The organism is Nocardia lijiangensis NBRC 108240 (assembly GCF_001613045.1).
GTDB classification, from domain to species: domain Bacteria; phylum Actinomycetota; class Actinomycetes; order Mycobacteriales; family Mycobacteriaceae; genus Nocardia; species Nocardia lijiangensis.
The window spans coordinates 50,826-70,475 of the sequence record NZ_BDBP01000037.1 but is presented as its reverse complement, the minus strand read 5'-3'; the positions used below and the strand labels follow the sequence as shown (position 1 = coordinate 70,475).

Sequence of the window (19,650 nt, the reverse complement as noted above, 5' to 3'; positions counted from 1 at the left end):
CGAAAAGAAGCCGAGGCCCGGCCAGGTGCTAGCTGGCCGGGACCCGGCCCGTGAACCACGTTGTTCACGGAAACCTGCTGCTAAGCAGCAGGAGTCGAAAACCCCGAAACGGGGCGTCGTGGGTGCGGTCCCGGCCCGTGCTAGCAGGGCCGGGACCACCTGTTCACGAGTGCTTCGCGATCAGCGCCCAGGACGGGGCGTGCGCGGTCACCATCCGAGCCAGCAGCTTGGCTGGCACGGGCCGGAATTCTCTGCGGCTGGTCGGGCGAATGCCAGTCGCGACCGCGTCGTTGATCCACCCACCCGGTCGAAGCATCCACACAGCGGTCATCTCACCGATGTCGGGTCGTGGCTTACCGAATTCGCTTTCCGGCCGCGCGACGACAGTGACTCGGGGAAGGTCGTCAACGAGGATCTGGCTGACCTCGAACTCCCACGCAGCCACGATCAACCCCGAGATCAGCGCGCCGAACCCGAGCTCATCATTTGCGACCAGTTCGGTCGCGATGTAACCGAATCCGTTGCAGTCGCAGGACACGACCTGCCCGCAGCCCGCGCACGTCAACTCGATGTGCTTGCGGCTGCCGCGTTGTTCACTCACTGTTCCGTTGTTCCTTTCTCGATCCCCGCGACCACGCGCCACGGGAAGTTTTGTGGCTAGCCACATTTCGTGCTCGCCGTAACTCACTGCTGTGGTGGGGAAGACGGCAGCTCCACCAGCCGCCACGGCTGGGGCGCTTGCCCGCCTGCCGACAGCCACAGATCCAGATCGCGGAACCACCTAGCGACGGCTTCGAGCACCACAGGGGATTTCGAAGCGAGATAGATTTCGTCATCGCGGTTCTCGCTCAAGACCAGCGCGACACTCGCGCGCAGGTCACGCAGGACGTCGTCGGGATTCATCGGCACTGTCGTTTTCCTTTCCGTGACAGATCCCCGGCCGCCGCCAGGCGGCGGCCGGGGAATCTGGGGTTATGAGCCGAGGGCTTTGCGGCCCCCGCCGACGCGGGTGTGCCCGACATCGGCGGCGTTGCCGCTACGGGCACCGGCCGCGAACCCTTCACCGCTGCTGCGGTGAGCGACGGAACGTTTGAACGTTTTGGGCCACTTCTTGGCGAAGGCGGCCTGCGTGCGTTCCTCGTCCTCGCGGATCGCCAACGCCGCAGACTTGCCTGCAGCGCGGATCGCATCGGCCTCTGCCTCGGCTAGGCGCTGATGGACCGTCGCCGCGAAGCCGTTCATGAACGACTGGCGTTCGCGCACCACTGCGGAGTGATCGAACGGGTCATCAGGCACGTACCTGCTTGTCGCCGAGAGCATTTGCGGCATCAGCAAGCTGTAGAGGAACCTGGCCCGGTCGATGTATCGACGGACACCGATGATCCGCTGCACACCCTCGCCGCAGTCGACACCTCGGTTGTGCAGCGCGGTGTTGACCGCGACGAGCAACAGGATGCGTTGCTCCCGGTAGCGCAGCGGGATGTCGAAACGCACGACGATGACCTGGTTGTCGCGCAACGACCTTTCGCTGTGCTGCCCGGAGGCGCGCACCTTCATCTCGTCCAGGCTGTGTTTGGCCAACAGCTCGTAGGCTTTCGCCCGGAAGGTGTTGGCCTCGGCCTCGTTGTCGGTGCCTTCGGCCTTGGCGAAAAGCCCCTGAACGCGGCGCATGACCTGTTCGGTGGTGGTTTCCTTCTCGGATTCCATGGTTTTCCTCTCCCGTGGGTGATTGGATGGGTGAGGCCCGGGTCGAGGCAGGTAACGACTGCCTCGAACCGGGCCTTTCGACCGGCGTCAGCCGGTATTTAGGCGGCTGCGCCTTCGTCGATCACTTCTTCCTCCACCCCCGCGGCGGCGTCCTCCACAAGTGGTTCGCCGTCGCCGGGATCGGTGTCCACCGGCTCCTGCGCGAGCTCCGGCTGCGGGCCGGGGTCCGGGGCAGGATCTGCGGGTGCGGGTGTCGAGCCGCTGGGCAGGCCCTTGGATTCCGGGTCGATCGTGGGCTCCGGGCCCGCCGGAGAATCCGGCTCAGCATTGGAGTCCTCAGCCCGTGTCGGCTTGGCCGACGCTTTCGCGCTGGCCTTACCACCGCTCTGCTTGCCCTTACGGGCAGGCTTGGGCGCAGCTTCCTCATCGATGGGTGCGAGCACCCATTCGGCGATGTTGCGACCGACATAGTCGGTCAGCTGCTCCGCAGTGCGGTTCTGGAATCCGGTGCCGTCCGGGCGGCTGTAGCCGCACAGCTCGGCCACCTGCACCCACCCGATGTCGGTGCGGTGATGCCATGTCGCGGTCACGATCTTGCGGTTCTTCAAAGCCTGACCGTCGCCGTCGACGGGGGTGCCGACGAGGGTGACGGTGGGTCGGCCGTCTACGACCCTTTGCAAGGTCTGTGACTGCCAGCCACACAGGAACAGAGCACCGTTCAAGTTCGCGAAACCCGAATCGTCGTAGAGCAGAGGCGATCCCAGAAACGGGTCGTTCTCCTCCGGGGCGAGACGGGACCCACACGCGCCGCAGAAGGGCTGCTGCGCCTTGGCCTCCGGTTCTGGGCTCGGCTCGGCCTTCTTGGGCACGGCCTTGGGCTTTGCCTTGGTGGGCTCGGCTTGGGGCTTGGCCTTCGACGGTGTCGCCTTGCGCGGTCCGGTGTTGCCGTTGCCGGTGGTGTTGCGAGTGGACATGAATTCTCCCAGTGAACGACTGCTACCAAAGAATTTGGTGGCAGGAACGGATAGACAGAATTGTTCTGTCTTGCTTGGTTCACACTGTGGAGTTCTCAAAGGACATGCGGAGGCCACGCGAGCGGGTAAAACTCGGTGCGACTTCCTCCGCGATTTGGCATAGCTCCGCTGTCACCGGAATTGCCGAAATTCACCCAGAAGACGATATGAGTGAGCCGTACCAATAGGCTGATTGTTGGGGCGACCCTGCCATCAGTCGAATGCAGGTACCCAGTGGTGAATGAAGCCTGTAAAGCACTTCCACTGACCACACTTCCACACTGGTAATTGCTGTGCAAGTTGAGAATTGAAAAGTGCTGGAAAATGGCCCTTATTTGACTCCCTGAGCCCTGAAATGGCCCTAGGGTGCCCTGGGGTACCCCTAGGGGATTCCAGGGTCTGAGAATGGCACATAGGCCATGATTGAGGGTAGGGGAATTGGTGTGTGGGTGCCCCCTAGCCTGCCCACTGTGGCCCATCTCAGGGCTTCACTGAATAACGCATTGCGAGGATTGCACATGGAAACTGGCAGGACTGGCACCAATGCCGGCCGACCACTCACACAGGCCCCAGGGGAGGGGAAACCGTGATCAGCTTGCCCGGGTATCCCACCTCGACCCAGCTGCTGGACGGGATTGCCGAAACCGGGAAGCCGATCATCCTCAACTTTTCCCGCGGCAAGGACTCCGTCGCTCTCTGGTTGGAGCTGGCCGACCGCGATATCGAGGTCATCCCGATTCACAAGTCGATCGTGCCGGGCCTGAAATTCATACGCGCGGACTTGGACCGCTACGAGCAGCACTTCGGGGTCGGGATCATCGATCTCCCGGCGGATGCGTTCTGGCGGATGCTGTCCAACCTGGTGTTTCAGCCACCGGAGCGATGCGCGATCATCGAGGCCGCCGACCTGTGGGTACCCACCCGCGAGGAATGGGACCAGTTGATGCGCGAGGCGTTCGCCGCCCCCGACACCTGGATCACCGACGGCGTGCGCGCCGCCGACTCCGCCACCCGGATGCTGGCCATCAAACGCTGGGGACCGGTCAAACCCCGCACCCGGCGTCAGTCACCGATCTGGGACTGGGAAACCAAAGAGGTCTGGGCGCGCATCCGGCGGGCAGGGCTCGAACTCGGCCCCGACTACCGGATGTTCAAACGATCCCTCGACGGCATCCGCTACGACTACCTCGGCCCCATCCGAACCCATTACCCCGACGACTACCAAACGATCCTGTCCTGGTTTCCGCTCGCCGAGCTGGAAATCTTTCGCGCGGAGGTGATGAATGCCGCTGCCTGACGACGTGCTCGCCATGCTCAAAGCGGGCAAATCGAAAGTGAAAGCGTCCCGCCAAGACATCGCCGAAGCGCTACGCCGCCAACCGCACCCCGACCCGCTCACCGAGGTTCGCGGCAATTCCACCGGCGACCTCGAAGCCGATGTAAAAGCCGAACTCGACGCCCTCGGAAAAGGCTTGTCGGGGGCGAGTAAACAGTGGGCCGAGAAATTCGCGGCAATGAACGATTCGGAATACTGGGTCGCGATCTGCTTCCGTTCCCGTGAGCAGAAAGACGAATTCCTCCGCAAGGCGGAACTACTGGAACTCGGTGACAAATACCTCGACGGAGAAAAGGTCGCCGACATCCTCGGTATCGACCTCGAGGAGAACTAACTCCCCCGAGAGCCCGTGAACCCCGGCAGGACAGACCTGCCGGGGTTTTCCCATGCCCGCACCCGAGCACCCGGAAGGGAGGAAACACTGATGAACCGATTCGCCGCCGCAGGCCGCCGCCTGGGCACCGTGCTACGCAACGCCGGTCAGCGCGCCCGCAGCCGTATCGCCGGATCGCGGGGCGCAGCCTCGACTTCCGGCTCCTGACCCCATCCGCCAAGTGCCAGCGACACCGACATCTCGGTGTCGCTGGCACACCGACCCCCGCGAATCGAGGTGAGGTGTCGTGACTTCCCCGGACTACCCGGTCATCCCGCTGCGCCGCCCCACGCCGGTGTCGGTGTCGGCGTGGAAGGCCGACCCGCCTGAGTGGCTGACCGCCGAGGCTCGCACCATGTGGGAGCGGCTGGCCCCGCACACCGAACTCACCCCGGCCAACCTGTTCGAGTTCGCCGCTTACTGCGAGGCCCTGGCCGAGTTCCAGGAAGCGACAGTGATCCTCGCCGAAACCGGGCTCCTGGTCATCGACGCCGCCTCCGGCGCCCCGATCCCGAACCCGATCTCGGCGGTGCGCGACCGCGCCGACCGCAAGATCGCCTCTTGGGCGACCCGATTCCGCACCTGAATGCGCGCCCTCAGAGACCAACGCTTGGCTCGATCCGGGTCCCGTGTTTATGATCGAAGCCGCCCCAAGAGCAGCTCGCTATCGAGAACCATCGCGACCGCTAATAGCTTGGTGTGCCGAAGGATTCGACAACGGACGTAGCTGGGGGGCGAAGGGCATTGACCGAATCCGGATCCAGCACTGAATCATTCAAGGTCGTACCGCCAGAGCTCATCGCCGCGGCGCAGGCGGTGCGAACCCTACTCGACGGCCTCACAACGGGATTCGCATCGCTGGACACCGACATCGACACCTTGACCGCAACCTGGCACGGCCGCCAGGGCACCCTGTTCTCCCAGGGATACGCTGAGGTGCGAGAAGGTCTGGCTGAGCTACTCGATGCCATGAGAGACACCACAGTTGCACTGAACACCAGCGCCGAGGCGTACCTGGCGCAGCAACGTGTCAACGCCGATGCCATCGAATCCGTCGCCTCCTCACTGGATTTGCCCGATGTCTCATAGCGTCGACCTCGATCTCCTCGATTCGGTCATCGGACGGATGAAAGGGTTCGAAGGGTTCTTCGATGAGCAGATCGCGGCGTTCGACAGCGCCATCGGCAAGCTTCAAGGCGTGTGGGAAGGCGAAGCCGCCACAGCCCAGCAGCAATCGCATCAACGTTTGATGGCCGCCGCCAAGGACATTCGCGACGGGATCGCGGACATGCGCGCAGCCGCCCAAGCCGCGCACGGAAACTACAGCGCCGCGATCGCAGCCAATCTCGAGATGTGGCGGAGCTGAGGCTCGGTGACCCAGCTCAACGTCGACCCAGAACTGTTCTACGAGCTCGCCGGCGCCTACAGCAAGGCCAGCACCACCGCCTCGTCCGCCCTGCGCAAGATGGACAACGAACTCCGCGCCGCGGAGAAGATGACCGGCGGCGACGACGGCGGATTGGAGTGGGGAGCGAAGTACGCCAAGTCGGGAATCGAAGCCGTTGTCACCGCGGGCATGGCGACCGATGTGATGGTGCGGATGGCGGCGTTGGTCCGCCAAAGCGGAGTCAACCACGACCAGTCGGAGAACGCCGAGGAGTACAACAAACCCGGCGGCGCCCTGCCCGAGGCCGACCCAGGCGGGCAGTCCTTCACCCCACGGCCATTGAAAAACCCCGGCGGTGGTACGCGGGAGGAACCCTTCGGCTGGAAACTGGTCATGGGCGAGGTCAAATGGGTCGACGGCAACACCGAACTACTCCAGAAGGTCGCCGACAGCTGGCTGACCGCCGCGAGCGCCTACAGCGCCCTCGACATCGAGATCCGAACGAAAATGAAGCTGTTACGTGGCTCGACAGCACCGGAGATCCCCGAGATCGACCAAACCAACACCACCGTCCTGGACGGAGTAGAGGTGCTCGCCGACGCGATGCGCCAGCAAAGCAGCGCCACCAGCGGCTACGCAGACGTCCTCACCGCAGCCCAACAAGGCATCGAATACGAACTTCAGCTGCAAACCGTCACCCAAGCCATCAACGTCATCAACGCTGCCACGATCGGCCGACCGATCCAACCAGCTATCCGCGAAGCCGCCGAACTTCAAATCGAAACCAGCCAACGCAAGATCCAGGGAATGCTCGACGGACTCGCCGATGCACGCCGCGTCACCGGCTCTGCCCTCGACGCTGTATCCAGCACCGTCGTAACCAGCGTCAACACCAAGTTCAAACCCGTGCTCGACAAGCAGCTCAAACGACCGCCCGAGCCCACCCGAGCAGAACGCACCAAGGAGAACAAACTCAAAGGCGCCAAAGCAGAGGCACGCGCCGGGATCGACCCCACCAAGAAGAAAGAGTCGTTCCCCTCGCCGAGCGGCACCGCCAGAAACCGCACCCCCGACGATCTCGACCACACCAGCAAGCGGCTGACCGAGGTCAAAAACGTCGACAAGCTGGAATACACTGACCAGATCAAGGACTTCCAGTCCTACAGCCAGACCAACGGCTATGAGTTCGTGCTGATCACCGACCACAGAACCAAACTCGCACCCGAGATCGAGGACCTGATCAAACAAGGCAAGATCAAGCACGTGAGAATGGATTTCCAGACTTGACCGCTACCGACGACGCCGCCGCACAACAGCTGCTCAAGGACTACCACTACGCAGGCGGAAACGGCCAAACCATCCCTGACATCTCTCGACAGCCGACCAGCACCCCGCAGATCGTCGCTGTCCTGGCGGGTTGGTTGTCGGAACTGGAGACCCGCTGGCCCGGACCGGAGACCGAAGGTCGCGAGCTAGCCCGCCTGACCTTGGCCAACGCGCTGGGCCGCAAGGAAGCACGCAAATCAGATGCCGTGCCCGCGTTGATCTCTCAATTCGATCTCACGAAACAGACGAGTTCGCGTGCGCGATGGGCCGCAGGCAATGCACTGTGCGACATCCCCGCGGACTCCGCCTATTTCGACCAATTGGCCGCCATCGCGACCAACCGTGAATTCGGTGCAGATCGCCAGATGGTCATCTCCTGGCTCGCGAAATCACGCCACCCCAACGCAGCCGCGCTTGCTCTTTCTCAGCTCGATGACGAAACCGTCCAGGGCCACGTCCTCGACGCACTGGCCAGGCTCCGTGCTCAAGGGGTACGCGAACAGATCGAACCGTTCTTGACCTCGAAGAACAAGTGGCACCGGCGAAGCGCCGAGCGCATCGCACGCTACGACCAGAGCTGAACCAACCACCTACACATCACTGCCAGATGCGACGCTGCGCGGTGAACCCCTCCAACGCCTCGGCCACTACCGAACCCTGCTCGATCCTGTAGGGCTCCAACACACTGATCGCCGGGCCCTCGGCATGCTCGAGGTGCACCTCGACCCCATCAGAATCTGTCTCGGGCAACCGAACATCGGCAACCAACGCCGCCGCCCGGATCTGCGAGCGCATCGAGGAGACCGCCTGGAAGTTCATCTGGTGCGCACGCTGAGCTGAATCAGCTTCCGAGGTGATCACCCGCCTGCCGCCCGAGCGGTCGATGACCACACCGAACGGGACGAACTGACCTCGCTCGGACAGACGTTCCTCAGCCATGTTCAAGGCAACGTCCAACAGGTCATCGATATCGGCCTGGGCAGCCTCCGACGTAGTGTCACGCCACGACATTCAGTTCTCCCCTCCACGAGCGGCTGTCCGAACACTACCTCCCACTGAACGGCCGCCTGCCATGCCGCCCACGTACCGGGGCACACCGCACCTTCTCACGGATCCGACAATTCGGCACTCGACTGCCGCAGCTACCGGCCAGGCCGTACGAGGAGGTGCCGCATGGGCGACGCCTCAGACCAGCCCACGGAGGATCGACGGTCCCGCCGTCGGCCAGGCAAGCTCACCGACACCGACCGTGAACGCATCATCGAGCTGCACGCTGCGGGCAAGGGCCGCAACGAGATCGCCGCCCTGCTCGGTGTCGATCCGGCCACCATCACCTACTGGGCGCGACGGCTGGATATCCGCTTCGACGAGTCCCAGACCGCCGAGGCCACCGCGGCGCGGCTCGAGCAGCTCAAACGCCGCCGCCTGGACTTCGCCGAAATGATCGAATCCCAGATCCCAGCCCTGCACGAGCGGCTGTGGAGCCCGGTCACCACCTATGAACGCGGCCTGGACTCCCTGGTGCCCGTCACGGTGCCGCTGCCGCCGCTGCGGGATGTCCGCGACGGCTACACCGCACTATCCCTGGCGTTGCGTAGTCTCTCCGAGCTGCTGACCAGCCAAAGCAACGAAACCGTCGCCTCGGACCGCAGCATGCTGGGCGACCTGTTCGGCAAGCTCAAGGCCGCGGTCGAGCAGGACCAAGCCGAAGAACTGGCGGCCAACGGCGGCACCACCGTCGACGACTTGGGCTGCGAGCCAGACGATCTCGAGCCGCGGTCGTGAGCGTGCTCGATGAACTGCCGATCTCCCGCAAGCAAGCGATCTCGATCGTGCAGGCCACGGCCCGCTGCAACATCTGGGAAGGCGCAATCAGGAGCGGCAAAACCATCGCCTCGATCCTGTGCTGGCTGATCTTCCTCGCCCATCCACCCACCGGTGGACAGTTCGTCATGGTCGGCCGCACCCGAGAATCCCTGGCGCGCAACGTCATCGAACCCATGCGCGATCCGGCACTGTTCGGGCATCTGGCCGGGCGGGTCTCCTACACCCTCGGCGCACCCACCGCGACCATCCTCGGCCGCCGCGTTTACATGCTCGGAGCCTCCGACGCCAAAGCCGAGATGAGCCTTCGCGGGCTCACCGTGGCCGGGGCCTACGTCGACGAGATCACCGTCATCCGCCCCGACTTCTTCCGCCAACTCCTGGGCCGCATGTCCCTCGACGACGCGCGCCTGTTCGGCTCCACCAACCCCGACAACCCGGTGCACTGGCTCAAACGCGAATTCCTCGACCGCATCGGCAAAACCGACGCCGAGGGTGAGCCGCTGTTGCCGGACTGGCGGACATGGCATTTCGAGCTCGATGACAACCCGGCCCTATCCCAGAAGCGGAAGCTTCAGTACAAGCGCGAGTACTCCGGGCTGTGGTACCGCCGCTTCATTCTGGGGCATTGGGTCGCCGCCGACGGGTCGGTGTTCGATTCCTGGGACGACGATCACGTCATCGACTGGGCCGAGCTGCCGTTGATGCGGGAGTTGATCGCGGTCGGTATCGACTACGGCACGACCAATCCCACACACGCTGTCCTGCTCGGGCTCGGTGTTGATGGCGTGCTGTACGCGGTCGACGAATACCGCTACGAGCCGACCACGATGAGCCAGCGCAAGACCGACGCCGAACTCTCCGCCGACATTCGCGTCTGGCTGGGGCAAGGCCACCTTCCCGATCTGCGCCAGTCCCGGATGCGCGCCGAGTACGTGATCGCCGACCCGTCTGCGGCCTCTTTGCGGGTGCAGCTCGACACCGACGGCGTCGAAACCGCGGCCGCCGACAACGACGTCCTCTACGGACTCCGCGTGCTGGCGATGCTGTTCGCTCGCGGCCTACTCAAGATCTCCACCCGCTGCCCCGCGCTGCTGCTCGAGCTACCCGCCTACTCCTGGTCGACCACCGCCACCGAAGAAGGCGAGGACGCACCGATCAAGGTCAACGACCACGGCATCGACGCCCTGCGCTACGCCGTCATCACCACCGAACGCCTGTGGCGACCGGCCATCGGATTCGACGAGGTGCCCGATGCTGCCTGACACCGACATCGCCTGGCCGCCACCACCGTTCGACCGCGCGCAGAAGGCCATGCAAGTCTGGGACACCTGGTACGCAGGCGACACCGACCGCCTGACCGAGATCTACCAGCGCTACCCGGCCTACCGACCCGCACAGTTCGCAGGCGGACTCGTCGGCCGCATCGCACGCTTCTTCTGGGGCCGCCCCAACCCACAAGCGACCAAACGGCTGCACGTCCCCCTCGCCGCCGACCTCGCCCGCGGCTCGTCGAGCCTGTTGTTTTCCCAGCCACCACGGTTCGTCATCGGCGAGACCGATGCCCGCGGGGACCGCAAGACCGCCCAAGCCCGCCTAGAGCTGCTGCTCGGGGGAGCCGACACCGCCTCGACCCTGCTCGAGGCGGGAGAACTCGCCTCCACCCTCGGCGGGGTATATCTGCGGGCCTGGTGGGACCACAGCATCAGCGACCGCGTGAACATGGGCTCGATGTCGGCTGACTGCGCGGTCCCGTTCTGGCGCTACGACCGCCTCGCCGCCGTCACCTTCTGGCAGAGCGTGGCCGAGGACACCAGCAGCGGCGTCGTGTGGCGACACCTCGAGCACCACGCGCCCGGCCGCATCCACCACGGCCTCTACCGAGGCAGCCGCGACCGCCTCGGCCAACGCCGCAACCTGCTCGAACACCCCGCCACCGCCTGGGCCGCACCACTGATCGACAGCACCGCCGCCATCGCGACCGGCGTCAACACCGTGTCGGCCTGCTACGTCCAGAACGTGCGCCCCAACCGCGCCTGGCGCCACACCCCCGGCCTCGCCCCCCTCGGTCGCTCCGATCTCGAAGGCCAGGAACCATTGCTGGACGCACTCGATGAAACCTGGTCGGCGTGGATGCGCGATATCGACCTCGGCCGCGCCCGCCTGTTCGTCGACAAATCCGTTACCCACAACCGCGGCCCTGGCTCGGGGGCTGTGTTCGACTCCGAACAGGCCATCTACACGACCCTGCCCGGATCGGCATTGGGCAGTCTCAAAGACGGGCAACCGCCGATCCTTCCGCAGCAGTTCACCATCCGCTGGGAAGAACACCAGCAGACCGCCGCCGAGATCACCGAACTCATCCTCCGCGGTGCGGGACTGTCGGCCTCCGCGTTCGGTGACGACCGGGCCGCCGGGATGATCACCGCCACCGGCGTCAACTCCCGCGACAAGCTCTCCGAAACCACCCGCGACCAGAAAATCAACTACTGGAAAGCCGAACTCGCCCCGTTCGCACGAACTCTCGCCGAACTGGATCGCGTGCACTTCGGCTCCCGGATCGAGCTCAAAGCCAATCCCGAAGTGCGCTGGCCGGTCCGCGCACAGCTCCCGCCCCTGGACAACGCCACCCGGCTCGCCGCCCTCAAGACTGCCGACCTGATCTCCCTCGAACAGGCCGTGCGCGAACGCAATCCGAACTGGTCCGGCGACGACGTCAACGACGAAGTCACCCGCATCCACCGCGAAACCGCTGAACGAATCCGCACTCAACAGCTGCAACCCGCACCGCCACAGACCACCCCCTGAGGGAGGAACCCATGCCCGACGAACCCAACCCGCCCGCCGAACCGGCCACACCGGCCGCCGAGCCGACAGAACCGTCCGCGCCGGCCGAACCCGCTCCGATCGCACCCGAACCGGGGGACGGGAGCCAAGACCCGGTCCAGCTCTCGGCGGTCATCGCGGAATTGCGTCGTGACCTCGACAGCGCACGCAGCAACACCGAGGCAGCACTCGATCAGGCCGCCCAACAAGCCCGCGACGCCATGGTGCAGGAAATCGGTCGCGCCCTCGGCCTGGTCGGCGACGAGAACACCGACCCCGAGCAGGTGATCGCCGAACTCACCGAACGCGCCAGTGCCTCGGACCGCAAGCTGCGCGACTACCGCATCAAAGACGCCATCGCCACCGCGGCTGACACCCACCGCGGCGACCACAAACTTCTCGTCCCGTACCTGCGGGGCCTCGGTGCGCTCGATGAACTCGACCCCGACGCCACCGATTTCACCACTCGCGTAGACGGCCTGGTCGCCGAGGCGATCACCACCAACCCCAAGCTCGCTAACACCCCCACCGTCGAGCGGTCCGGTGGGGACTTCACCGCGGGCAACGCGACCCCACCCGCCCCGGCGCCCGACGACGACATCGAGGCCATCCGCCGCAAGGTCCGAGACTCGATCGCCGACTCCCGGACCTAAAACACAAACGGGCTTGATTGGAGACGTGCTGGGGTGATCGGCTGAGGCAGCAGACCCAGCTGTCACCAGTACGTGCTGATCGCGGTTGAAGCAGCGCAGGTCAGTCGTTGCACCGCGAATTGATCGGGCTGCTCGATGATTTGGTCGATTCTGCTGCGACCATCACATCCCGTGTGGGTAGCCGCACCGTGGTTTCCTCATCAACATCGAACAGGATGACGATGCCTCCCGCCTGACCGAGATACATCAGGCAATGCGATAGGGTCTCGTCCAGCGCAGGGTTCGGCGCACCCATCCAGGCAACGGAAGCCGGGAGAGTGGGCGGAAAAAGCCCGCCCGAAACACCGTGTCCTGCCGCCACTTCTCGCGCAGCCCTACTGGCGCTATAGGGCAACATGCCCAGGTGGGCAATCACGAGCAAAGCCACCGTCCAACCTGCCAAGTAAACTGCGATGCGCGATTTGTCTCTTTTGTCCTGCTGATGCGATTCTGGCTCGGGTGGTTCCACTGCCAGAAAGAACTTTCTGTTCAAACGTGCAAGGACCACCCACAGCACAATGAAGCCGAGGGTTACGACAGTTACCAGGTTGGCCCAAGAGGATCCGAACGACCCCTGGCGGTCGTTGACAACCGCCACGGCGGGGAAGAACGCCACCACCGACCCGACGACCGCAGCGCGATGAAGAAACCACAAGGCGACCTTGCGATTACCCCCAGCCGAATACAGCGATTGCATGGTGCCACGAAGTTCGAGCCACATGCCGGCGACAAGCACGCGCCCGTACACGTACATCAATACGGCCATCGCCACCGAAATCAAACCCAATATCAGCACTGAGCGTTCAACAGCAATAGCGGTTGCACCGACCCCGACCTCTTCCGGCGTGACACCCAGCCGGAAATAGAACATCGAGATCGCCAACCGATGGAACGCGAACACGATCCCCACAGCCCCAGCCACCAGCACCGGCCACGTGATTCTGTCCTCTGGCAGCAGACGCCGCAGGCCAAGATTTTTGGCCTGCTGGGGCTCGCCTTCCGCTGAGCGATCCACCTGTCACATCCCTCCACGCTCGCAAGAGAAACGATGTATCGCGAGATGCATTGCCGATCAGCGCGATGCATTCGCCGACCTACTTCTAAGTTTCTGCATGATCGGCCACAAAAGGCACACCGACATGGTCGAGTGCTGTCGCCGGGTGCCAGCACGCGTGATCACCACGGCCCGCAGCCGCCCCGGTTCATCGTACGGGCGGTAGACGCTGACCTGGCGGAACGCCCACCGTGGGCAGGCCGTCGCGCGCGTAGAACACCGATAGGTACGCGTCGAAGGCCACCTGGCCTAACACGGTGGCGCCGCACCCGGTCGGTTCCGAGGAGGCCGTCGCTGATCTCCACTCCGTAGATATCGAATCAGAACTCGAATTCACAGGAGACCGCTGTGTCCAACACATTCCTCACTCCCGACATCCTCGCGCGCCGCAGTCTGGCCAACCTCTATGAGCTCACGGTCATGCTGCCGTTGGTCTACCGCGACGTCTCCAGCGACTTCGGCCCACAGAAAGTCGGCAACACCGTCAACGTCAAACGCCCCCCGCGGTTCGAAGCAACCACCTTCGACCGTGAGCGCGGCATCGTCATCCAGGACACCACCGAATCCAAGATCCCCGTCGTCCTCGACACCATCGCCGACGTCTCGGTCGAAGTCACCACCGAAGAACTCACCCTCGACATCGAGAACTTCGACGAACAGATCCTGCGCCCGGCCATGGAAGCCATCTCCCAAAAGGTCGACCGCGACATCCTCTCGCTGCGCCGAGAGGTCACCCAGCACTGCGGCGCCGAACCCATGGACACCGGCAGCGGGCTGGCATGGGAGAACCCGGAGAACCTGATCGAAGCCGGACGGCTGCTCGACATCAACAGCGTCCCGGCACCCGGCCGCCGCGCCGTGGTCGGCCCGACCACCAAGGCCCGCTGGCTGGGCAAGCCGCTGCTGCTGCACGCCGACAAGAGCAACTCCACCGCCGCGCTGCGCCAGGGCTCCATCGGGCAGCAGATCGTCGGGTTCGACGCCTTCTGGACCCAGAACGTCGGCCAACCCGCCCCAAACCCGGCACTCGGCGATCCCACCACCGAAGTCGGTGTGGCCTTCCACTCCACCGCATTTGCGTTTGCCTCCGCGCCGATGGAGCTGCCGCCCGGTGCCGAGGTTTTCACCGTCCAGTACAAGGGTCTGTCGATGCGGGTGGCCATGGACTACGACATCCGGCACAAGACCACCGTCATCTCCGTCGACACCCTCTACGGCGTCAAGTGCCTCGACCCTGACCGCGCCGTCCTGCTCAAGGGACCCCACGCGAGTGCCCCGGCACCGGCAGCCGAGCCCGCTACACCCCCTGAAGGCGGCACCACCCCTGACGACAGCACCCCTGCCGGCACCGCTTCCGCGACCGGTAAGCGCACCGCCGGCAAGGACGCCCCGAAAGCCCAGGCGGCTGCGTGATGCTCGTCTACGCCACCCCGAGCGATCTCACCGGACGCTTGGACCCCGTCCCCGCCGACGCCGCCGCACTGATCGCCTCGGCGTCGACGCGTGTGCGCGACATCACCAGCAACGACCTCTACGACATCACCCCGTCCGGATTGCCGTCAGACCCTGACCTTCGCCAGGCCCTGCGCGAAGCCACGTGCCTTCAGGTCGTGGCGTGGGTGGAGGCCAGGATCAAACCCTCCACGAGCGCGTTGCGGGTGCAGGTCGCCAGTCAGTCCGTCGACGGCGGGTCGGTGGCCTACCGCCTGCCCGATCCCGAGGCGATCCGTCGCGCTTCCGAGAACCTGTGCCACGAAGTGGTTCTCGTGCTCCGCAACGCGGGTTTGGCCAGCGGACGGCCCCTCATCTGCTGATGGACGAAGCACCCGAATATCCGTTCGGGGTGATGGTCGAGGTCTACCGCGAAGGCGAGCCCGACGCCTACGGCGACCTGCGCGACCCCGACGGCCAGCTCCTGGACCGCTACGCCCGCCCCAGCCACACCATCGGGCCCTGCCCGATCTCCTGGACCACCAGCGAGGAATACCTAAACGGCGAAATGATCACCATCGCCGCCCAACTCACCGCGCCGCTCGGGTCCGATATCCGCGCGACCGACCGCGTGAAGGTCGACGGCCAACCCTTCCGCATCGTCGGAGCGATCCTCACGCCGCGTAACCCGCTCACCGGCTGGTCACCCGGCCACCGATTCCGCATCGCCCGCGGATTCTGAACCCCCGGAAGGAGAATCGGTGTGGACTACGACCCCGACGGCAACACCCTGGATCTCGCCGTCGGCACCGGCGAGGACACCCGCCAAACCCTTCAGACGCTCGTGGACCTCGGCGCGGACTACTGGCGCACCCACTCCCACCGGCGCACCGGCCACAACGCCAGCTCCGTCACCGGCTACGTCGACCCCGGCGGCGGCCACCAATACGGCGTCGTCTACGCCTACAGCCACTACGCCCGCTACCGCGAGGAAGGCACCCGCCACAACCCGGCCGAGCACGTCATGGCCGACTTCCTCCACAGCATCGACGGACTGCTGTGATGCCTACCTACCCGAACGTGCACGAAGTGCTCATCACCCTGCTCACCCCGATCGTCCCGACCGTCAAGAGCAGACGACCCGGACAACGACTGCCCTACACCGTTGTCCGCCGCATCGGCGGTGCTGAGGACGGCATCACCGATCGCCCGATCGTGCGCGTGGACACCTACGCCGACACCGACGAGCAGGCCGAACGGATCAAGGAAGCGTGCCGCCAGCGGATCACCGAATCCGGCGGCACCCTCGCCGGTGACGTTCTCATCGACACCGCCCGCGAGATCACCGGCGGCCAGGATGGCCCGTCACTTGATCCGACCGACCGACGATTGACGGCGGTGTATCAACTGACGTTCCGTGCAATGTAGTTAATGCCCTGTCTGTCTACCGGTCGATCTCCAGACTTCACTGAGCGCTCACCAGATATCTATCGATCATTCCGTGGCCGATATTCACCGCGACCAGCACCGCCGCCCCGAATGCGATCCCGTATACAACGAAAGGATAGAATGTGTGACGTACCGAATACCGCAACATTAATGCGATTGCGGCGTACGCGCAGATGAATGAAATAATCAACGCTACCGTCACATGTGGCCACTCGGGTATGTAGCTCTTGGCGGATTTGTCGAGAGATAGCATTGCCAACCAGAATTTGGACTGCCAGTATGCTTCAGTACATGTTGCGACCAATAGTGAGTATCGGAGTGCGGCCTGTCTCGTGAATCCGAGAAATAGAGCTGCGGCAAGTGTGAGCGCAAACGATGCTCCCGTTGTGAGCGCAATGGGTTGCACGGCGACGAATATGCCAACATCTCGGAAATTTATTTCGCTGAGGTCGCGCGCTTTTCGTCCGCTTGCTTCACTGATGCCGAGGATCACCGCTATGCCGATCATCAATATCGCGGTCGATTGTCGATCGATATCCAGAGCATCGATCTGATGCCCTAACGCGAGCAGTGCTGCGGCCGATGCCGCCGTCCCGAGCGCGAGCGAAAGACCTATGCGGTATTCGAAGCCTCGTTTTGTTCGATCTGCTACACCGGCTATCAGGCGCCCCGATGCGCGCCAGATATCGTCACCAAAGTAGAAAATCAATGCCCCGGTGGCACTCAGATGCACTACAAATGCGAACAGTCCGGGGCTATATGCGGAGAAGAAAAATAGCGTAGTCGATATCTGGGCTGCCGGCGAAATTGGCGTCGGCGTAAGTCCGCCGTCGATAACCGCCAATGAAATGGTTCTTCCCCAGGAATTATGCCATCTGGCCTCTAGCTGAAGGCTGAGAATCACTGTAGCGAAAAAGAGGCCGAGAGCAACAGGGAAAATGATGCGTCCTGGGTGTTGTCGTATCGCTCTAGCCGATATTCTTCCCAGATCAGATATTGGTCGGCGTGGCCTACCCGTCTGTAAACCGTGTGAAAGGACACTCTGTCGGGCAGGTGATTCCAGTGTTTTCGATGCTGACGGTGTCGGGTGGTGATGAGTGCTGGTGACCGGCGCCGCGCGGGGAACCTTTACCGAGTAATGAGCATTGCGGCTTATCGCAAGAGAGTCGACGGTATGGGTGTTCTGCTGCCCGGGCGTGGGGAGATTGTTTTCTATTGTGGCTCGCAGCAACTCCCGATAGATCATGCCGAACGTCAGAAATTCAGGCGCCCCTGGCACGCCAGACCGTAGGAGGCGGACAAGCTCGCCGGTGAACGCGGTAAAGTGTGCACCCTGAAAAGCTTTTGCGATTCCATTGTCTCGGGCTGCTGTCAAAACGTACGTGCCCCGGATGCCGATCTGCCCGCCGACGAAGTCGTTGGACATGGCGTCGATAACCTGCCCGCTGAAACAGCAGTCCAGGAGCACTACTCGGTTCAGGGCGATGCTGTCGAGCAAGATCTCTCGTATGTGAGAATATGCGAAGCCGCTGACGCTCAGTTCGTCAGGATCGGTAGTCGTTAGCGCCAAATACAGCTCGTCACGGAACCCTCCGATGCAACCGTGTCCCGCGAAGTACACGATCAGTGTATCTGTCGCCATCTTCGCGTACGAACGGACGGCCCTGTATACGACGCCGATATCGGTGGGATCCAGCACTACTTGGATATGATCAGGTAGCAACCCGCCGAAGTGGGGATCGGAGAGAATAGACGCCAACTCGCTGAGGTTGTTCCGGACAGCGGGCAACTCAGTCAGTGTGGGAGGTTGGCCGCTGTATCGATATGTGCTAGTGCCGATTAAGATTGCGTACGAACCCTCAGGGGAAGGCAAGCGCACATCAGGGTATTCACCGGTCATTTTCAGTGCCGGCCTCATCGGGCGCAGATGGTGTATCGGGAGATTCCAGAACCTCCCGTAGCAGTGATTCCGGATCGGCGACGCGTTTCGCGGACAGCGAGACCTTCCTGCCGTCGGGCCCAGTTACCGTCACAGTGAGATCCGCCGTTCGCCCGATGGTCCGTTGTGACAACCATGGCGGTATGGACCGGGCAAGAGCAGTGGCGATGGGAGCGGTCGCTGCCAACGCCACTGCTAGCTCGGCCAACGCTCCCATCGCCTCCGTCGGCACCGGGCCCGTGACTGTTCGGACCTTCCCCCGGAGTTCGGGCTCACGCCGCAACCATGTACGCAACGACTCCAGATCCGCATCCTGCCCCTCGACAATTATCCTCGCCTCTGAAGCCGATTCCGAATGCACGAAACCCCTCCTCCACCGAGACCCTGCGTACAGGGCCACAGTTGACAATGCTGGCGTCGATAGTATCCGCCGCGTTCCCTATCGGTGGCCGAATCTGCCGTGAGCTGAGGACATCCCGGCTTCTTGCTTGGCCGAGCCCGCTACGCGGACAGGTGAGCGCCGACCAAGCCCACTGACCGGCAAGTGAAAGTCATCAGGTACCCGAGGGGGCGCCGGCCCTGAAACCATCGCCAACCAGCGAATTTTAGGAGGTATCTATGGCAGTAGCTACGTTCGAGCAGATCGTTGACGCGAACAAGGACCTGCTGCTCAAACCACTCAAAGGCGCGGTGCTGCTCGCGCCGATGTCGGTGCCGGTGCCGATCGCGTTCACTGCAGGCGCGGACGCCAAATTTCAGTCCTTGCAGGGCTTCTCGTCGCTCGGATTGATCGATAAGTCCGGTGGCCCGCAGTTCCGGCCCGAACAGCAGCTCTCGGAGACCGAGAGCTGGGGGTGGCTGGAACCGACCCGCTCCGACATCGTCAAACGCGACATGAGCGCCACCCTCACCGCCCAGGAGTTCAAACGACCAGTCCTCGAGCTGGTTTCGGGGCGCAGCCTGGCCGACGTGCAGGCCGACCCGGTGACCAAGGAACTGTCGTGGAACGAACCCACCTCACCCGACACCATCCACTACCGGATCATCTTCTTGTTCGTCGACGGTGTCGGCGCGCGGGAGAAGTGGGTGTTGCGGGTGATGCCGCGCGCCAGTGTGACCGAGGTCGGCCAGCAGCAGTGGAACGCCGAGAACATCGCCTCCTGGCCGATCACGGTCAAGGCCACCGTCGACGACAAGCTCGGCTACTCGCTGCGCAACGTCCTGTGCGGGCCCGGCATCGGAGACCTGGTGATCCCGATGGGCTTCACCATCGGCACAGGAAAGGCGACCTGA

The 19,650-nt window shown here is 63.7% G+C and carries 25 protein-coding genes; 17 read left to right on the top strand and 8 right to left on the bottom strand.

Translation table 11 applies throughout. The features are described from left to right. Positions 1–163: 163 nt before the first annotated feature. The 4 genes from NL1_RS15070 to NL1_RS15055 form a co-directional block, all read right to left on the bottom strand. Positions 164–601 carry a hypothetical protein gene (locus NL1_RS15070; RefSeq protein ID WP_067839738.1) on the bottom strand — a complete coding sequence of 146 codons (438 nt, stop codon included), beginning with the start codon at positions 599–601 and terminating at the stop codon, positions 164–166. Between the two features lie 83 nt (positions 602–684). Then, a complete protein-coding gene (locus NL1_RS15065) occupies positions 685–903 on the bottom strand; it encodes a hypothetical protein (RefSeq protein WP_067839735.1) in 219 nt (72 codons plus the stop codon). Between the two features lie 69 nt (positions 904–972). Then, a complete protein-coding gene (locus tag NL1_RS15060; protein ID WP_067839732.1) occupies positions 973–1,707 on the bottom strand; it encodes a DUF2786 domain-containing protein in 735 nt (244 codons plus the stop codon). Positions 1,708–1,805: 98 nt separating this feature from the next. Next, entirely contained in the window at positions 1,806–2,681 is an 876-nt protein-coding gene (locus NL1_RS15055) for a hypothetical protein (protein WP_067839729.1), read from the bottom strand. 625 nt (positions 2,682–3,306) lie between these two features. Between NL1_RS15055 and NL1_RS15050 the strand changes: the two genes are divergently transcribed. The 7 genes from NL1_RS15050 to NL1_RS15020 all read left to right on the top strand — a co-directional run bounded on the left by NL1_RS15050 (position 3,307) and on the right by NL1_RS15020 (position 7,723). After that, positions 3,307–4,017, top strand: coding sequence for an adenine nucleotide alpha hydrolase family protein (locus NL1_RS15050; protein WP_084510607.1), 711 nt, complete (start codon positions 3,307–3,309; stop codon positions 4,015–4,017). 4 nt (positions 4,018–4,021) lie between these two features. After that, positions 4,022–4,390: a hypothetical protein gene (locus tag NL1_RS15045; RefSeq protein WP_156094860.1), complete on the top strand. Its 369-nt coding sequence runs from the start codon at positions 4,022–4,024 to the stop codon at positions 4,388–4,390. 286 nt (positions 4,391–4,676) lie between these two features. After that, positions 4,677–5,015: a P27 family phage terminase small subunit gene (locus NL1_RS15040; protein WP_067839722.1), complete on the top strand. Its 339-nt coding sequence runs from the start codon at positions 4,677–4,679 to the stop codon at positions 5,013–5,015. A 158-nt stretch (positions 5,016–5,173) separates the two neighbouring features. After that, positions 5,174–5,518 carry a WXG100 family type VII secretion target gene (locus tag NL1_RS15035; RefSeq protein WP_067839719.1) on the top strand — a complete coding sequence of 115 codons (345 nt, stop codon included), beginning with the start codon at positions 5,174–5,176 and terminating at the stop codon, positions 5,516–5,518. Beyond that, positions 5,508–5,795, top strand: a complete 288-nt coding sequence (locus NL1_RS15030) for a WXG100 family type VII secretion target (RefSeq protein ID WP_067839716.1) — start codon at positions 5,508–5,510, stop codon at positions 5,793–5,795. The genes NL1_RS15035 and NL1_RS15030 overlap by 11 nt, the downstream gene beginning before the upstream one ends. A gap of 6 nt (positions 5,796–5,801) precedes the next feature. Then, positions 5,802–7,103, top strand: coding sequence for a putative toxin (locus NL1_RS15025; RefSeq protein WP_067839713.1), 1,302 nt, complete (start codon positions 5,802–5,804; stop codon positions 7,101–7,103). Beyond that, the gene (locus tag NL1_RS15020; protein ID WP_067839710.1) at positions 7,100–7,723 is read left to right on the top strand and encodes a hypothetical protein; all 624 of its coding nucleotides are present in this window, start codon (positions 7,100–7,102) and stop codon (positions 7,721–7,723) included. Before NL1_RS15025 ends, NL1_RS15020 begins: the two co-directional genes overlap by 4 nt. Positions 7,724–7,739: 16 nt before the next feature. Here NL1_RS15020 and NL1_RS15015 read toward each other — a convergent pair whose 3' ends face one another. Next, positions 7,740–8,153 (bottom strand): hypothetical protein, encoded by a 414-nt coding sequence (locus NL1_RS15015; protein ID WP_067839707.1) that lies wholly within the window; start codon positions 8,151–8,153, stop codon positions 7,740–7,742. Positions 8,154–8,315: 162 nt separating this feature from the next. On the opposite strand from NL1_RS15015, the gene NL1_RS15010 reads away from it, so the two are divergent. The 4 genes from NL1_RS15010 to NL1_RS14995 are packed head-to-tail and all read left to right on the top strand — an operon-like array spanning position 8,316 to position 12,445. Continuing rightward, positions 8,316–8,927: a helix-turn-helix domain-containing protein gene (locus NL1_RS15010; protein ID WP_067839704.1), complete on the top strand. Its 612-nt coding sequence runs from the start codon at positions 8,316–8,318 to the stop codon at positions 8,925–8,927. Then, the gene (locus tag NL1_RS15005) at positions 8,924–10,231 is read left to right on the top strand and encodes a PBSX family phage terminase large subunit (RefSeq protein WP_218024420.1); all 1,308 of its coding nucleotides are present in this window, start codon (positions 8,924–8,926) and stop codon (positions 10,229–10,231) included. Before NL1_RS15010 ends, NL1_RS15005 begins: the two co-directional genes overlap by 4 nt. Continuing rightward, positions 10,221–11,774: a phage portal protein gene (locus NL1_RS15000; RefSeq protein ID WP_067839701.1), complete on the top strand. Its 1,554-nt coding sequence runs from the start codon at positions 10,221–10,223 to the stop codon at positions 11,772–11,774. Before NL1_RS15005 ends, NL1_RS15000 begins: the two co-directional genes overlap by 11 nt. Before the next feature lie 11 nt (positions 11,775–11,785). Further along, positions 11,786–12,445, top strand: coding sequence for a hypothetical protein (locus NL1_RS14995; RefSeq protein WP_067839699.1), 660 nt, complete (start codon positions 11,786–11,788; stop codon positions 12,443–12,445). 100 nt (positions 12,446–12,545) lie between these two features. Here NL1_RS14995 and NL1_RS14990 read toward each other — a convergent pair whose 3' ends face one another. Then, on the bottom strand, positions 12,546–13,499 hold the full coding sequence (locus tag NL1_RS14990; protein ID WP_067839696.1) for a hypothetical protein: 954 nt from the start codon (positions 13,497–13,499) through the stop codon (positions 12,546–12,548). A gap of 387 nt (positions 13,500–13,886) precedes the next feature. Between NL1_RS14990 and NL1_RS14985 the strand changes: the two genes are divergently transcribed. Genes NL1_RS14985 through NL1_RS14965 form a run of 5 tightly spaced genes read left to right on the top strand, consistent with a single transcriptional unit; the run spans position 13,887 to position 16,397 of the window. Next, positions 13,887–14,951 (top strand): major capsid protein, encoded by a 1,065-nt coding sequence (locus NL1_RS14985; RefSeq protein WP_067839693.1) that lies wholly within the window; start codon positions 13,887–13,889, stop codon positions 14,949–14,951. Continuing rightward, positions 14,948–15,352 (top strand): hypothetical protein, encoded by a 405-nt coding sequence (locus NL1_RS14980; RefSeq protein WP_156094859.1) that lies wholly within the window; start codon positions 14,948–14,950, stop codon positions 15,350–15,352. Before NL1_RS14985 ends, NL1_RS14980 begins: the two co-directional genes overlap by 4 nt. Continuing rightward, positions 15,352–15,711 (top strand): hypothetical protein, encoded by a 360-nt coding sequence (locus tag NL1_RS14975; protein WP_067839687.1) that lies wholly within the window; start codon positions 15,352–15,354, stop codon positions 15,709–15,711. The genes NL1_RS14980 and NL1_RS14975 overlap by 1 nt, the downstream gene beginning before the upstream one ends. 21 nt (positions 15,712–15,732) lie before the next feature. Then, the gene (locus NL1_RS14970) at positions 15,733–16,032 is read left to right on the top strand and encodes a hypothetical protein (RefSeq protein ID WP_067839685.1); all 300 of its coding nucleotides are present in this window, start codon (positions 15,733–15,735) and stop codon (positions 16,030–16,032) included. After that, the gene (locus NL1_RS14965; RefSeq protein WP_067839682.1) at positions 16,032–16,397 is read left to right on the top strand and encodes a phage tail termination protein; all 366 of its coding nucleotides are present in this window, start codon (positions 16,032–16,034) and stop codon (positions 16,395–16,397) included. The genes NL1_RS14970 and NL1_RS14965 overlap by 1 nt, the downstream gene beginning before the upstream one ends. Before the next feature lie 37 nt (positions 16,398–16,434). On the opposite strand, the gene NL1_RS36535 is transcribed toward NL1_RS14965, so the two are convergent. Both NL1_RS36535 and NL1_RS40195 read right to left on the bottom strand, forming a co-directional pair. Beyond that, complete coding sequence (locus tag NL1_RS36535) at positions 16,435–18,318, bottom strand: caspase, EACC1-associated type (RefSeq protein ID WP_245673287.1); 1,884 nt, start codon at positions 18,316–18,318, stop codon at positions 16,435–16,437. Next, positions 18,308–18,718: an effector-associated constant component EACC1 gene (locus NL1_RS40195; protein WP_373862559.1), complete on the bottom strand. Its 411-nt coding sequence runs from the start codon at positions 18,716–18,718 to the stop codon at positions 18,308–18,310. Before NL1_RS40195 ends, NL1_RS36535 begins: the two co-directional genes overlap by 11 nt. Before the next feature lie 257 nt (positions 18,719–18,975). Here NL1_RS40195 and NL1_RS14955 point away from each other — a divergent pair, with 257 nt between their 5' ends. After that, the gene (locus tag NL1_RS14955) at positions 18,976–19,650 is read left to right on the top strand and encodes a phage tail tube protein (protein WP_067839677.1); all 675 of its coding nucleotides are present in this window, start codon (positions 18,976–18,978) and stop codon (positions 19,648–19,650) included.